General features: G+C 42.8%; 11 protein-coding genes. 2 read left to right on the forward strand and 9 right to left on the reverse strand.

All coding sequences use genetic code 11. The features are described from left to right. Positions 1-45: 45 nt before the first annotated feature. Genes menB through ACCB35_RS17680 form a run of 4 tightly spaced genes read right to left on the reverse strand, consistent with a single transcriptional unit; the run spans position 46 to position 4,824 of the window. On the reverse strand, positions 46-864 hold the full coding sequence (gene menB / locus ACCB35_RS17665; protein WP_044340358.1) for a 1,4-dihydroxy-2-naphthoyl-CoA synthase: 819 nt from the start codon (positions 862-864) through the stop codon (positions 46-48). A 15-nt stretch (positions 865-879) separates the two neighbouring features. Next, on the reverse strand, positions 880-1,689 hold the full coding sequence (gene menH / locus ACCB35_RS17670; protein ID WP_374054704.1) for a 2-succinyl-6-hydroxy-2,4-cyclohexadiene-1-carboxylate synthase: 810 nt from the start codon (positions 1,687-1,689) through the stop codon (positions 880-882). After that, positions 1,686-3,425, reverse strand: coding sequence for a 2-succinyl-5-enolpyruvyl-6-hydroxy-3-cyclohexene-1-carboxylic-acid synthase (gene menD, locus ACCB35_RS17675; protein WP_374054705.1), 1,740 nt, complete (start codon positions 3,423-3,425; stop codon positions 1,686-1,688). The genes menH and menD overlap by 4 nt, the downstream gene beginning before the upstream one ends. Next, positions 3,418-4,824: an isochorismate synthase MenF gene (locus ACCB35_RS17680; protein ID WP_374054706.1), complete on the reverse strand. Its 1,407-nt coding sequence runs from the start codon at positions 4,822-4,824 to the stop codon at positions 3,418-3,420. The genes menD and ACCB35_RS17680 overlap by 8 nt, the downstream gene beginning before the upstream one ends. 304 nt (positions 4,825-5,128) lie before the next feature. Between ACCB35_RS17680 and ACCB35_RS17685 the strand changes: the two genes are divergently transcribed. Together ACCB35_RS17685 and ACCB35_RS17690 are read left to right on the forward strand one after the other, a co-directional pair. Next, entirely contained in the window at positions 5,129-6,052 is a 924-nt protein-coding gene (locus ACCB35_RS17685) for a 1,4-dihydroxy-2-naphthoate polyprenyltransferase (RefSeq protein ID WP_374057062.1), read from the forward strand. Between the two features lie 507 nt (positions 6,053-6,559). Further along, the gene (locus ACCB35_RS17690; RefSeq protein ID WP_374054707.1) at positions 6,560-7,315 is read left to right on the forward strand and encodes a TraR/DksA C4-type zinc finger protein; all 756 of its coding nucleotides are present in this window, start codon (positions 6,560-6,562) and stop codon (positions 7,313-7,315) included. A gap of 38 nt (positions 7,316-7,353) precedes the next feature. Here the strand turns inward: ACCB35_RS17690 and ACCB35_RS17695 are convergent, their stop codons facing one another. The 5 genes from ACCB35_RS17695 to glgB are packed head-to-tail and all read right to left on the reverse strand — an operon-like array spanning position 7,354 to position 15,297. Beyond that, positions 7,354-9,759, reverse strand: coding sequence for a glycogen/starch/alpha-glucan phosphorylase (locus ACCB35_RS17695; RefSeq protein ID WP_374054708.1), 2,406 nt, complete (start codon positions 9,757-9,759; stop codon positions 7,354-7,356). Further along, positions 9,749-11,194, reverse strand: coding sequence for a glycogen synthase GlgA (gene glgA, locus ACCB35_RS17700; RefSeq protein WP_374054709.1), 1,446 nt, complete (start codon positions 11,192-11,194; stop codon positions 9,749-9,751). The genes ACCB35_RS17695 and glgA overlap by 11 nt, the downstream gene beginning before the upstream one ends. Beyond that, a complete protein-coding gene (locus tag ACCB35_RS17705; RefSeq protein ID WP_374054710.1) occupies positions 11,191-12,219 on the reverse strand; it encodes a glucose-1-phosphate adenylyltransferase in 1,029 nt (342 codons plus the stop codon). Before ACCB35_RS17705 ends, glgA begins: the two co-directional genes overlap by 4 nt. 41 nt (positions 12,220-12,260) lie before the next feature. After that, entirely contained in the window at positions 12,261-13,418 is a 1,158-nt protein-coding gene (locus tag ACCB35_RS17710; RefSeq protein WP_374054711.1) for a glucose-1-phosphate adenylyltransferase, read from the reverse strand. Between the two features lie 16 nt (positions 13,419-13,434). Continuing rightward, on the reverse strand, positions 13,435-15,297 hold the full coding sequence (glgB, locus tag ACCB35_RS17715; RefSeq protein ID WP_374054712.1) for a 1,4-alpha-glucan branching enzyme: 1,863 nt from the start codon (positions 15,295-15,297) through the stop codon (positions 13,435-13,437). Between the last annotated feature and the right edge of the window lie 366 nt (positions 15,298-15,663).

A 15,663-nucleotide genomic window follows, 5' to 3' on the forward strand; every position in this document is an offset into this window, starting at 1 on the left:
AAAAAGCCCGATGAATCCAAATTAGATTCATCAGGCCACCTTAGATCAAGGGAAACGAGGGAATTGTCCGAAGTCCGGTTTACGCTTTTCTTTGAATGCGTCTCTGCCTTCCTTGGCTTCTTCCGTTGTGTAGTATAGTAGTGTAGCGTCACCTGCAAGCTGCTGCAAACCTGCCAATCCATCTGTATCTGCGTTGAATGAAGCTTTTAAGAAACGAAGGGCAGTCGGGCTTTTCTCAAGCATCTCTGATGCCCACTGAACCGTTTCCGCTTCAAGCTGCTCATATGGAACGACTGTATTGACAAGACCCATTTCAAGCGCTTCTTGTGCGTTGTACTGACGGCACAGGTACCAGATTTCTTTTGCTTTCTTGTGACCAACGATGCGTGCAAGATATCCTGCACCGTATCCTGCGTCAAAGCTTCCTACTTTAGGACCTGTTTGCCCGAAGATTGCATTGTCAGCAGCAATCGTAATATCACATACGACGTGAAGGACATGTCCTCCCCCGATTGCATAACCTGCCACCATGGCGATGACCGGTTTAGGAATCACTCGGATCAGGCGCTGTAAGTCCAATACATTCAGGCGTGGAATTTCATCTTCCCCGACATACCCGCCATGTCCTCGCACTCTTTGGTCTCCGCCTGAACAGAATGCCTTCTCACCGGCACCCGTTAAAACGATGACACCCACCTTGGAATCGTCGCGTGCATATGCAAATGCATCGATTAATTCCATGACGGTTTTAGGACGGAATGCGTTACGAACTTCTGGTCGATTGATCGTAATCTTAGCGATTCCATTATATGTTTCGTACAAAATATCTTCGTAATTTCTTTCTGAAACCCATTCAAAAGCCATTGGTTTGTTCCTCCTTTATGTAGTTAACAGTAGTTCCTCTATTATTGTACCAAACTTTCGCGGTTCTTCCACATGAATTGCATGACCTGTGTTGGAAATTGTCGTGATTTGAAAGTCCGGATTAAACTTTTTCATTTCTTTTGCAATTTGAACAAACTTCTGATCCATCTCTCCGACAAGTAAATGGACTTGTATAGAAAGCCCGCCCAACTTGTCCCACCATGAGTCTTGAGCCCCTGTCCCCATTCCTTTTAAGCTATTGGACAACCCTAAAGGGGACTGCCCCAGGCGCTGCTTCCGAATCTCGGCACGTTCCTCATCAGTCAGTCTCTTTTGAGAAGCAAACAAGGGAATCTCTTCCCAAAAGTCGACGAAGGCTTCCACTCCTTCTCTCATGATCCTGTCGGCTAACGCATGGTCTTTTTTCCGCCGTTCCATTCTTTCTTCACCCGTTTTTAATCCGGGAGAGGCACTCTCAAGAATCAAGGCCTTCACCTTTTGAGGATACCTCATGGCGAAGTGAAGGGCCGTCCGACCACCCATGGAATAGCCGATGAAGATCGCCTGGTCTATTTCAAATGCAGACAAAATGGAATCAAGATCATTTGATACATGATCCATTGTATAACGTGAGAAATCCTCAGGGGCTTCTGTGCGGCCATGACCGATCAAATCAACGCTTACGCATTTAAAAGTGGAAGATAACCGATTGGTGATCCGTGACCATGTCGTCGTATCCCCGGTAAATCCATGAAGAAAAACCAAAGGCTCTCCTTCTCCTTTAACTTCTACAAAATAACGAATATCATTCACTTGAAGGATCACTGATTTTCACCCTTCAATTTCTTCACCATTTCCCGGGAAACAAAATCCCACAAATTACGATGATTTGCTACATTTTCTTCACGGTTCGTCATGACCTCAATGATGTTGATTCCCATTCTTTGATCAGCTTCCTGAAGGGCCGGAATAAACTGCTCCTGTGAAGTGACATGGAAATAACCCGCGCCGAATAGCTTGGCTGCGTGGACAAACTCCAAATCCATCGGGGTGCCAAAAAGGTCTTCAAAATGATTCTGATCGTTCGCCTGCGGTAAATAAGAAAATATTCCTCCGCCGTTATTATTCATCACAACAATCGTCATATTGAGTTGATATTTCCTGGCCATCAATAAACCGTTTAGATCATGGAAAAATGCCAAATCCCCAATTAATAAGTACATCGGCCGTGCTCTTGTACTCATGCCAAGAGCAGTAGATACCACTCCGTCAATTCCATTAGCCCCTCGATTCGCAAAGATGCGAATAGAACGGTCATTTGTAAAGAAATAGGTGTCAAGATCACGAATAGGCATACTGTTACTTGAAAAAAGAGTCGCTCCCTTAGGAAGGTGCTGTACCAGCTGATGTACAGCTACCCCTTCATCCCACTCATGATGGCCTTTTAACAGAAGATCTTTGCTATCGTTATTTGCACCCAACCAACGATTTAACCAGTCGTGATTACTTGTATGTTCTTGATTCATAAAGCTCTCACAAAACCATTTTTCCTCGCAATAAATATAATTCGTTCCTTTAGCCGTTGGGTCCTGCCATTCCTCAGACTTACTAACGATCCAAGTCGGGATTTCAGGCAACTCCCTCAGGAAAATCATAAGGGCTTTCGATACAGGCATAGCACCGAAACGGATGACGAGATCGGGTCTCAATGTATCCTTCAATTCATCAATCCTTAAGAAAGTATCATAGGCATCAATAATATTTTCTTTTGAATGGTTTCCACTCCGGATAAAGGAAAGAGGATCAGCCACAACGGGCAGACCATAATACTCTGCAAATTGCACAATAGGAAGTGCAGCATCCCCATTTAACCCTGGTCCACATACAACAAGGGGACGTTCGGACTTCATCAATTCCTCCTGAAGTTCCTCTTTAAGATCCGGAAATAATTGCCGGTCTCCCTGGTGGACTCTTTTCAAAGGTGTGTCCCTTGAAAATTCAACCTGTTTTAGATCGGGTATGAGAGGTTCTCTAAAAGGAAAATTAAAATGGACAGGTCCTTGAGGATGACCTGTGGATACGGCTACACCCCTGACAGCAGATGATTGTGCATATTGAATCATGGATGGGAGATTTTCCGGCAGGGCCATGTCAATTGACCATTTCACGTGTTTCCCGTAAAGATCAATCTGATGAATGGCTTGTGGTGCCCCCACCTCTCTTAATTCATGAGGACGATCGGCCGTCAGGACAATAAGCGGCACTTTGGCATAACGGGCTTCAATGATAGCTGGATAGTAATTGGCCCCTGCAGTTCCCGAACTGCAGAGAAGGACAACCGGCTTTTCTTTTACTTTCGCGATTCCCAATGCAAAAAAAGCAGCCGATCGTTCATCTACATTAACATATGTTTTCACATTAGGATGATGGGCAAATAATAACGCCAAAGGAGTAGATCGAGAGCCAGGGCTAATGACTACTTCGTCTACTCCATTTCCAACTAATTCTTCAATAAAAGCCGTTAAATAATGTGTTAAATTCTGCTGATGTTCATCAATCATGTATGTTTCCCCCTAATGCCCTTAGCATCGGTCGAAATTTCATTTGTGTTTCCTTAAATTCACTTTCAGGCTGAGAGTCTGCCACTATCCCGCATCCTGCATATAAATAAGCCTTATCCCTTTGAAGAAGACCTGAGCGAAGGGCAACGGCATACTCACCATTTCCATAAGCATCGATCCAGCCGACAGGACCCGCATACAGACCGCGATCCATGTCCTCCTCTTCCCTGATCACATGCAATGCCTTATCCCTTGGTACCCCACCCAATGCAGGTGTCGGATGTAATTTTTCCACCAGATTGATAAGAGATGTATGTTCAGACGCCTGTCCAATGACAGGCGTATATAAATGCTGAATGTCTTTCAGCTTCATCAACTGAGGCGAAGATGGAATCGTCAATGTTTCACATAAAGGTGCAAGAGCGTCTTGAATGCTCTCCACCACAAGCTGATGCTCATAACGGTTCTTTTCATCCTCAAGGAGCTCTTCGCCCAGCTTCTCATCACTCTCCAACGTTTCCCCGCGGGCAATCGAGCCTGCTAAACAGGTGGAAAGAATTTCTTCCCCCGATTTCTTCACGAGGCGTTCTGGCGTAGCTCCGATAAAGCAGCTATCTTCCCTTTCAAAGCTGAAGACAAAGCTGTCGGGCTGCTGCTTCCACAAATTATCCAATACAAAATCAGATGACACTTGCGCATCAAACGACACTTCACATTTTCTGGCAAGCACTACCTTTTCCATTTCACCCTGTTTTAAACGGCTCACCACACTTTGAACAGAATCCTTCCATTCTTCAGGCTTCATATCCCGATTTTGCAGCCATTGGGGCTGCTCAGGAATAATAGGCATCCTCGCGTTTGCAAGCAGTTCATCCTTGACTCTGATACGATCAAAGAATAGGGCTTCTTCCTCATCGGGATGACAAATGAAATTAACCGTTAAATAATTGGTTTTTCCCGGCTTTGTCAGCATGAACATAGGTAATTGAAACGTTCCGTTCGAGAATTGCCCCCACTCTTCTCCGATAGATTTAAGCGGATCAAAGCTAAAGCCGCCAAATAACAAAGGTCCTGTGCCTGCAATTTTCTCCCCGGTCACAACTACAGACTCTTCAATTAAGCGCTTCCACTCTTTCTCTACCGTAAAAAATCGTTCTTCAATCTCATTTGTAGACAGTATATGAGCCGCTCCAAGCCCTACTAGCGAGATGGTCTGATCACGGTCCTTCCATAGGAAACGCTCACCAACAAAAGAGCTTCCTCCATAATAAAAAGAAAGAGGATCGACTGCATCGACTTCCTCCACTATGCTGAGAAGGACGGGGTGATGTAATTGTTTAGCCTTCATTTTGGCTGTATCATATGCTTTTTCAATATTGGTTTTATGGATGGTAACCAATTGAATTCCCCCAAACAAAATCACGTACGATATTCAAACTTATTTTAAGATACACCTGTCTTTAAGGTGTGTCAACGAAGTTTAAGACATGTTAACAATATTTATCCTTATTATATATAATAAACCCTTTTTCCCCTTTTGAGAAACCAAAAGCGTTGTAAAAGTCCTCAATTACTGGAAAATAGCACCTTCACAGATTTTTAAAAAATGATTGACAGTCTTCTTCCCTTTACCTACACTTTAATCTGTAAAGGAATTGTAATGTTTTCTGAAAAATTCCTTATTGCGTAAGGGAGAGAATATGATGGAACAACAAGCATCCAACGTGTTGGAATCAGATAAAGGGTGGAAGATCTGGTGGCAGCTTACAAGGCCACACACTCTTACAGCTGCATTTGTACCTGTCTTACTGGGGACTGTACTAGCTCTGCAATTTACCAAGGTCAGTTTATCACTGTTTGCAGCCATGCTCATTGCCTGCTTGCTCATCCAGGCTGCTACCAATATGTTCAATGAATATTATGACTATAAAAGAGGCTTGGATACAGAGCATTCTGTCGGTATCGGCGGAGCAATCGTCCGGAACGGGGTTAAGCCATCCACGGTCATAAACCTTGCATTTTCACTGTACGGAATCGCACTTTTATTAGGAATTTATATTTGTCTTAATAGCACATGGTGGCTGGCACTCATAGGTATAGTGTGCATGGCAGCGGGGTACTTTTATACTGGCGGACCTATGCCAATTGCTTACACACCTTTTGGGGAAATTGTAGCCGGTTTTTTTATGGGACTTGTGATCATACTCATATCGTTCTACATTCAAACTGGATATATCAATGGTGACAGCATTCTATTGTCTGTTCCCGTATCCATTTTAGTCGGCGCCATTCTATTAGCGAATAACATCCGCGACCTGGACGGGGATAAAGAGAACGGCCGAAAAACCGTCGCGATCCTTTTAGGAAGAAAAGGAGCGATCATCCTTTTGGGCGGCATGTTTGTCGTATCCTATGGCTGGATCATCGGGTTGGTGCTTGCAGGCGTTTCATCACCTTGGCTATTCGTTGCCTTTCTAAGTATTCCGAAAGCCGTCAAGGCAACGACAGGATTCATCGGCAAATCACAGCCGATCGAAATGATGCCCGCCATGAAAGCAACCGCACAAACAAACACCATCTTCGGATTCCTGCTATCCATTGGACTATTACTTGCATATATGCTGTAAAAAAACGTGAGTCGACCCCTTCATTTGGGGGTCGACTCTTTTTTATATGCTTTTTTTACAATGCTTGTTATATTCCTGAATTTGTTAAATTTCACAAAAACATTAACGGCTTGATATTGGATTGGTGCCAGAACTAAACAGCGACAAAAATAATGTAAAATACCTCTAAAATGACCATTATTCCATTGGAAAATATTCTCTATTGTAAATGGTTGTATTGATAAAAGTCTATAGTAGGGACTTATGCATTGAAAGTTGATTGGAGCGGAAGATGCTCGACTCCTGCGGGAATAGCGGGAAAGTTGAGACCCCGCAGGGCAAAGCCCGAGGAGGCTCAACTCACGCCCCGCGGAAAGCGAGCATCTGGAGCGGAAATCAACCACCGCTCGCTAATTGACAAAGCAACATAGTATATGAAAACAACCTTTTATGTTTTAACAACCCCACTTTCGGATAAAGTATGGTTAGTACATTATTTAAGCGAACATAATGAAGGATGTGAAGAAATTGCTAACAGACAGCCAAAAACAGACACTGAAACAAGAATTGGTTCAACAGGAAAAACAGTTACAGGAACATCTTCATCAGGATTTAGATAATCTTCACCATACAAATGAACGTGATAACTCAGGTGAACTCTCCCTTTACGATAACCATCCTGCCGACATGGGAACAGAGTTATATGAACGAGAGAAGGATTTCGCCATAGATGACCACGCCAAACTTGAACTAAATAAAATTCACAACGCCCTTGAGGCGATCGAACAAGGAACTTATGGACAATGTAAAGAATGTGGTGGGGAGATTCCTTATGAGCGTTTGGAAGTCATTCCGACGACACTTTATTGTAAAGATCATTCACCTGAACAATCGACACCTCAGGATAGACCCGTAGAGGAAGATGTACTGCAGCCGCCTGTTGATAACGAATTCAGGCATGAAACAGACGGAAATGTGCGGGATGATCAAGACAGCTTTCAGGAAGTAGGACGCTTCGGCACATCCGAAACACCTTCTGACTTCGAAGGTGATTATGAAGACTATTCGGAAATGTATCAGGATGAGGACACTTCAGAAGGATTTACCGAGGATTTCGAATCCTTTGTCGGAACCGACATGGAAGGATCCAATCGCAAGGCATATCCTTCGAAAACACATGAAGAATATGAGGATATGCTGGATGAAAACAATATGGAATCCACATTGGGCGACATTCCGTATAAAGATGGCGACAGTTATATTTCTGATAAGAAAAATAAATAATATAAAAAGCTTGGGGAAACTTTCCCCCAAGCTTTTTTCTATTTTATTAAACTGCCCTGTGTAATGCCCCATATGTCCTTCGCATACTGCTCAATTGTCCGGTCACTCGAGAAATAGCCGGAGCCCGCAATGTTCTGTAAGCACATTCGGGACCAATGCTCTTTATTTTCATACGCTTTTCCTGCTTGTTCGTGAGCCCTCACATAGGAATCGAAGTCCCTTAAAACAAAGAATTGATCGTTCTCGGTCAGCAAGGAGTCATAAATGGTTTCAAAATGGTCGCCTGCATCAGGAAGTGTGTCATCGATCAATTGACTCAACACCTTCTTAATACGGGTATCATAGTGGAAATACTCCATGGCATAGTATCCACCGTGATGCTGATATTTCATTACTTCATCAGCCGTTAATCCAAATATAAAGATATTGTCTTTCCCCACTTGCTCAAGAATCTCAATATTCGCCCCGTCCAATGTTCCAATGGTCAAGGCTCCATTCATCATGAACTTCATATTTCCTGTACCGGAGGCTTCTTTGCTGGCAGTTGAAATTTGTTCAGACAAATCAGCTGCGGGAATGATTTCTTCAGCTAAAGATACCCGGTAATTTTCCAGGAAAACGACTTTAATCCGTCCTTTTACAAGCGGGTGGTCATTCACCAGATCCGCTACAGAATGAATCAACTTAATGATTTTCTTCGCATAGTAGTAACCCGGGGATGCTTTTGCTCCAAAAATGAACGTTCGCGGATGAAAATCAAAGCTTGGATCTTCCACACAGCGATTATAAAGGTGAAGAATGTGTAAAACATTCATGAGCTGTCGTTTATACGCATGGAGCCGCTTCACTTGAATATCAAAAATCGAAGTGGGATCGACGATGATTCCATTGCTTTCAAATATTCGATCTGCGAGCTTCCGTTTATTTTCCTGTTTCACATCATGAAGGTCCTTAAGAAACGCCGTATCATGATGATAGTCCTTCAAATCCGCTAACTTACCGGGATCTTTGATCCACCCATCCCCGATGGAGGAGGTTATCAAGTTCGAAAGGGCCGGATTGCTATTCAGCAGCCATCTTCTATGGGTAATGCCATTCGTTTTACTATTAAATTTATCAGGATAATATTGATAGAATAAGTTCATTTCTCTCAGCTTTAGAATTTCTGTATGAATTTTGGCTACTCCATTCACACTAAAGCTTCCGACAATGGCCAAATGAGCCATTTTCACTTCATCATGGGAGATGATCGCCATATCCTCTATCCGCTTCCACTCACCGGGATACTCCTTCCACAACTCCTGACAGAATCTCTCATTGATTTCATTCACGATCATATGGATGCGGGGGAAAAGCGGCTTGAAAATACGGATCGGCCATCTTTCCAGTGCCTCTGAAAGAGTCGTATGATTCGTATAGGCGAATGTATTCGTCGTGATTTCCCACGCTTCCTCCCATTCAAAGGAATACTCATCTAGAAGGACCCTCATCAGTTCCGGTATCGCGAGGACCGGATGAGTATCATTGATATGGATCGATATATTCTCATGCAGTTCCTTCAGGTCACCATTCCGGTAAAGATAGGAGTCAAGAATGGAACGGATGCTAGCTGATACAAGGAAATACTGCTGTTTCAGACGCAGGATCTTTCCCTCATCATGGGTATCGTCTGGATAAAGAAATTCTGTGATCGCTTCAGTATCACGCTTGTATTTCATCATATCTTTCCCGGCTTTATAGGCAGCGGGTTCAGCACTCCATAATCGAAGAGTATTAACCGTCGACGTTTCATATCCTACTACAGGCATATCATAAGGAACGGCCGCTACTACTTCTGCATCCACGTGACGGAACTTCAAAACATCATTTTCCGTATAGGATTCCACCTTTCCCCAGAAAGGCACTTCAACGGTAAGATCTGACTTTCGAACCTCCCATACATGCCCATGACGCAGCCACTGCTCCGGAAGCTCCATCTGAAAACCGTTGACGATCTTTTGTTCAAACAATCCATGCTTGTAACGGATTCCATAGCCATGTCCAGGTAAATTAAGGGAAGCCAATGAGTCCAGGAAACAAGCGGCCAATCGACCCAGACCACCGTTTCCGAGCCCTGCATCGTGCTCCACCTCTTCCATTTCAGCAAGGTCAATACCTAAATCCTTTAATCCTTTATCCACAATATCGTAGATTCCTAAATTCATCAGGTTTTGGCGAAGCAGTCGCCCCAATAGAAATTCTATCGATAAATAGTACACCTGCTTTTGTTTACTGAACCGGTACTGCTCATTCGTATGGATCCAGTTCATAGAGATGTATTCCCTTATAAGATGACCTAATGTGAAGAACTGATCCTGACTCGTAGACTCAGGAAAGGTCTTCCCATACATCATTTCAAGCTTCTTCAGAAACATTTCTTTAAATTCAATTGGATCAGAAAACATGGCTTTCACTCCTTGATACCAGGTCAGCATATAGTTGATTATACTTAAAGGCCGATTGTGCCCAACTATAATCCTTATTCATTGCAGTTCGTACAATATGATTCCATGTTTCCGGATCTTCGTAGAAATACGATAGAGCCCTTCGATAGGTGTAGAGCATATCATGGGCATTAAAGTTCTTAAACGAAAAACCGTTCCCTGTCTTCGTTTTTTCATTATAGGATTCAACCGTATCGTTCAATCCCCCTGTTTCCCGGACAAGCGGCAGGGCTCCATATCTCATGGCAATCAGTTGCCCCAGTCCGCACGGTTCGAATTTAGAAGGCATCAGGAACAAATCACTGGCAGAATAGATCTGCTTTGCCAGGTCCTCATTAAATCCGATTTGTACCCTGACCTTATCCGGATACGTCCATTCCATCTCCCTGAAGAATTGTTCAAACTCCCAATCCCCTGTTCCCAGAAGGACAAATTGAACTTCTTCCTGGAGCATTTCATGAAATACTCCTCTTACTAGTTCAAGCCCTTTTTGATTCGTTAACCTTGAAATGATGGACACAAGAGGGATTCCTACATTCTCTTCTAATCCCAAGCTTTTTTGCAGGTGAAGCTTCGCTTTCTTCTTTCCATGAAGATTGCCGCTAAAGTAAGGAAACTCTCCGTCATCAGGATTGTAAACTTCATCATCAATACCGTTTAGAATACCTAATAATTGGTTGTATCGCTGTCCCAGAATATTATGAAGCTTTTCCCCGTAATATGGCGTCAGAATCTCCTCTTTGTATGTAGGACTCACCGTGGTTACAAAATCCGCCGAAATCAAAGCGCCCTTCATAAAATTGATATTCCCATAGAACTCAAGGTATTCGTGATGGAAATACTTATCGTGAATGCCTAATAAGTCAGTCATCACCTGTTTAGGATAAATCCCTTGAAATTGAAGATTGTGAATGGTGAACACACTGCGGATAAACGAATAACCCGGTCTCTCCTGGTATTCGGTTCTTAATAAGAATGGAACCATTCCTGTGTGCCAGTCATGACAATGAATCACATCTGGATAAAAATCAAGAACAGCGATACTTTCCAACACCGCTCTCGTAAAATACGCAAAGCGCTCACCATCATCAAAATAACCGTATAAACGATCCCGATTAAAATAGTATTCATTATCGATAAAATAATACGTTACACCATTTTCACTGTACTCTTCAATTCCACAATACTGATTCCGCCAGCCGACTGACACGAAGAACTCTTTCTTCTTTTTCATTTTTGAACGAAACTCATGAGGGATCCCACCATATTTAGGCAGGATCACCCTGACATCCGTCCCTAAACTCCTTAATTCCTTAGGCAAAGCGCCTGCAACATCCGCCAAGCCTCCAGATTTAATAAAAGGGACACACTCAGATACTACAAATAACACTTTCACGAATTCATCAGCGCTCCTTGAATCATCCCTTTGCGAATGACTATTGGATTGTTTGGATCTCCGATAAGCTTGACGCCATCCTCGATTCTCACATCTTTATCTAAGATTACATTCTCTAGTACACAGTTATCTCCAATTTGGCTCTTCTGCATAATGATGCTGTCCGAAATCATCGTATTTTTTCCTACCTTGACCGCTCTGAACATGGTAGAATTCTTCACTTGGCCTTCTATGAAGCATCCATTTGCGATAATACTATTTTTCACACTTGCAGCTGAAGTGTAGCGTGTTGGCGGCTCATCCTTCACCTTCGTGTAGATTGGTGAATCCTTTTTGAACAACTCTTTCCAATAAGATAGATTCAAAAGTTTCATGCTGGCATCATAGTATTCTTCAATGCAATCAATCGTTTGAACAAATCCCTCATGTTCATAGCCGCACACCTTAAAGCCGCTATCCATATCATCCACAACATCCTGCATACACGTATAGCCTGTTTCACGTCGCTTCTCTATCAAATCAATGAGTGTAGACGTTTTCACCAGGTACATATCTAAAGAGTTTCCGTTATGACGCATTTCCGTTATATCACAACCGATACGGATATGGCGTTCTAGCACCGGTTGATAGTCGATATTGCATAAGGTAAAGCAATTGCTGATCAATGCATATTCCTGGGTACTGCGATAAAAATAGTCCAAGTGATGGGCGAAGTGATTAAATGAACCCACACCCTCTTCATTCGCCTCTAATCCTGGTGCAGGGAAGAAAAACAACCCGTCACGCTTCCGGTTCAGATCCCAGTTCTTCCCTGATCCAAGATGGTCCATAAGGGAACGGTATTGAAACTTAGGGAAAATCGCAACGGAGCCAATATCTGAATTCACCATATTGGAGAGTACAAAGTCGATTAAGCGGTATCTCCCTGCAATTGGCAGAGCAGCTAATGAACGATGTAACAGTAAATCCTCCAACGAATCGTAGTAACTAGTAGCATCAATAACGCCAAGCATTGAATTTTTCAAAACACTTCCTCCTCTTAAGTTGTAATGTGGGTCTTTAACCTTTACACTTTTTCTTGTTCCAGTAGTGTTTCAATAAATGATTCCGTAACCAGGATGATTTCATCCGATCCTTCGTCCGGCATGATGCACAGGCCGTTCGGAACCTTGACATTCGACGGTACGATTGCCTGCTCGATATAGGCGTTTTCCCCAATGACCGCATCCGGCATGACGACTGAGCGGCTTACATGTGCTCCTCTTTTTACCGTTGTTCCTTGAAACAGGACGGATTTACGAATCGTCCCTTCAATCGTACACCCTTCATTCACAAGGGACCCCTCAACAAGCGCTTCTTCAGAAATATATTGAGGCGGCTCATTCGGATTCACCGAATACACTCTCCAGTCATGATCAAACAGATTCAGCTCATTTTTCTCATCAATCAAGTCCATATTCGCTTCCCATAGGCTCTTAACTGTTCCGACATCCTTCCAGTATCCTTTAAACGGATAGGCCATCAGCTTTTTCTTCTCATCAAGCAGTAAAGGAATAACATCCTTCCCAAAGTCATGGCTGGAATCGGGATTACGCTCATCCATCTCCAAATAATCCTTCAGTACAGAATAATTGAAAATATAGATTCCCATCGAAGCAAGGTTACTCTTAGGGAAAGCCGGCTTTTCCTCGAATTCAGTAATTCTCATATCCTCATTCGTGTTCATAAGACCGAACCTGCTTGCCTCATCCCAGCCTACTTCAATGACGGAGATCGAGACATCCGCTTTCTTCTCGATGTGATAATCGAGCATTTTACTATAATCCATCTTGTAAATGTGATCTCCTGAAAGTATCAGTACATACTCTGGATCATATTGCTCAAGGTAATTCATATTTTGATAAATGGCACTGGCCGTTCCTGTATACCAGCGCATCTCAGATGATTCTGCATAAGGTGGCAGAACGGTGACTCCCCCATTTTTACGGTCAAGATCCCATGCACTTCCAATCCCGATATAAGAATTTAATACTAATGGCTGGTACTGAGTAAGGACCCCCACCGTATCAATCCCTGAATTTGTGCAATTGCTTAATGTGAAATCAATAATACGATATTTTCCTCCAAACGGTACGGCTGGTTTCGCCAGACTCTTCGTCAATGAGCTTAAACGGCTCCCTTTTCCACCTGCTAATAACATGGCCACACATCTACCTTTTGCCATCTTGCTCTCTCCCCTTTCAATCTATTGGTTTTAAATAAACGGCTGCGTATGGTGGAATCGTCATTTCCACATATCCTTCTCTTCCATGGTACGGCTCGCTGTGCACTGTAAGAGGCATAGGGTTCACCTGATGTGATCCGCCAAATCGTTCATCATCACTATTCCAAATCTCTTCATAAGAAGAAACTTTATTGACTCCCACCTTATACTGATGATACACATGAGGGCTGAAATTACAGATCACCACAAGATGATCACCCTCCTCTTTCCCATTCCTGATAAAAGAGAAAATCTGCTGCTCTCTATTATCCACATCCACCCATTCAAATCCCTCTGAACGATGGTCCATTTGGAATAATGGTTCAGCACCTTTATATAAATGCATAAGTTCTTTAAAATATGAGTTGAATTTGTGATGATATTCGTAATCCAATAAATGCCAATCTATTTCCTCTAAATCCTTCCACTCTGAAAACGGGGCAAGTTCACTTCCCATAAACAGAAGCTTTTTCCCTGGATGAGCCATCATATAGCTCAGGAGCAGACGATATTGAGCGAATTTCTGCCAGTAATCACCTGGCATTTTATTCAATAATGACTTCTTCCCATGCACCACTTCATCATGGGAAAAGGGAAGCACATAATTCTCTGAGTACGCATATAACAATGAAAATGTGATAAGAGAATGTACATGCCTTCTTTCAGACGTGTCTGTTTCCATATATTTAAGGACGTCATTCATCCATCCCATATTCCACTTATAATTAAAGCCAAGTCCTCCGTAATGAACTGGAGACGTCACCTGAGGCCAGTCTGTAGAATCCTCCGCAATCATCAGAATCGAAGAATCATACTCGAACACTGCCTTATTCAAGTTTTTCAAAAACTGTATGGCTCCTTCATTGGGAGCAAGCTCTCCCTGGTTAGCCCAGTAAATAATGTTGGCAACTGCATCAATCCTGAATCCATCAATATGATAAAGATCCATCCAGAAACGGGCATTCGAAATCAGGAAGCTTCTCACTTCTCCCTTACCTAAATCAAAATTCGCCGTTCCCCAGGTATAATTCTCACGATCCCTTTCCTCTCCATACTCATAAGCAAAAGAACCATCAAATTCGTATAACCCGTGAGCGTCCTTACAAAAATGACCCGGGACCCAATCCAAAATCACGCCAATATTATGTAAATGACATTCATTCACGAACGCCATCAATTCATGAGGTGAGCCATAGCGACTAGTCGGAGAATAATAACCAGTACCTTGATACCCCCAAGAACGATCAAACGGATGCTCCGTGACAGGCAGCAACTCAATATGTGTAAAACCTTGTTCTTTCACATGAGGAATCAATTGCTGTGCCAATTCCTTATAAGAAAGAAACTTCCCCGCTTTCTTTTTCCAAGTGCCTAAATGCACTTCATAAATCGCCATAGGCTTGTCATAGACCGTCGAACTGGCTCGATGTTCAAGCCACTCCTCATCTTCCCATGAAAACCCCTGCAGCTCATACACCACGCTTGCAGTATTCGGACGCTTCTCGGAAGCAAATCCATAGGGGTCCGCCTTCAGCTTCTTGGATCCCGATAGAGTCGTAATCTCGTACTTATACGTTTCTCCCGATAGATCCCCATCAATGCGAATTGTCCATAAACCTTCGTTATTCCGCCTTGTAAGTTCATACCCGGTTCCATTCCAATCATTAAAAGATCCAACCAATGAAACATGTCTTGCTTTCGGTGCCCAAACGCAAAATTCTGTATAGGTCCCTGTAGAATCTCTTCTCACATGTGAACCCATAAACTGATAGGCCTGCTGCAAATTTCCCTCATGAAACAAAAAAACATCATAATCTGATATGGTCATTGCGTTCATCATCTCACCTACATTTTTTCAATCTACTTACTACTTTCTTTCAACTTCATCAAAATCCTTTTTATTATCGTCGCTCAATTACGACAATTTCCTACATACATCTATTAAAAAGGTACACTATTGGAAAGTCTTACTAAATGATAGGGTTTACATTGGAAGAACATAGGGGAATCGTGTTGAATCCATAGCGAAATTTGTCGAAAGTTTTTTAATTAAAAAAAGTGAAATTTGATGAAAAAGCAGAAGGATTCCGGTATTTTGTATGGTTTTTGGTTTGTTGTGAGAGGGCTGGGCGGTGTCGAATGGAGGGGTGATTAATAATCGATGATAGATCTGGCATTTGCATTCTTAGGGTGGATGAAACCTGTT

The organism is Rossellomorea sp. FM04394, from assembly GCF_041889765.1.
Classification (GTDB): Bacteria; Bacillota; Bacilli; order Bacillales; family Bacillaceae_B; genus Rossellomorea; species Rossellomorea aquimaris_B.

Excerpts from the sequence above, each read along its gene's own strand:
- menB (WP_044340358.1), bottom strand. The coding sequence starts at position 864 with ATGGCTTTTGAATGGGTTTCAGAAAGAAATTACGAAGATATTTTGTAC.
- menD (WP_374054705.1), bottom strand. The coding sequence starts at position 3,425 with ATGATTGATGAACATCAGCAGAATTTAACACATTATTTAACGGCTTTT.
- ACCB35_RS17685 (WP_374057062.1), top strand. The coding sequence starts at position 5,129 with ATGGAACAACAAGCATCCAACGTGTTGGAATCAGATAAAGGGTGGAAG.
- ACCB35_RS17695 (WP_374054708.1), bottom strand. The coding sequence starts at position 9,759 with ATGTTTTCTGATCCAATTGAATTTAAAGAAATGTTTCTGAAGAAGCTT.
- ACCB35_RS17710 (WP_374054711.1), bottom strand. The coding sequence starts at position 13,418 with ATGGCAAAAGGTAGATGTGTGGCCATGTTATTAGCAGGTGGAAAAGGG.
- glgB (WP_374054712.1), bottom strand. The coding sequence starts at position 15,297 with ATGATGAACGCAATGACCATATCAGATTATGATGTTTTTTTGTTTCAT.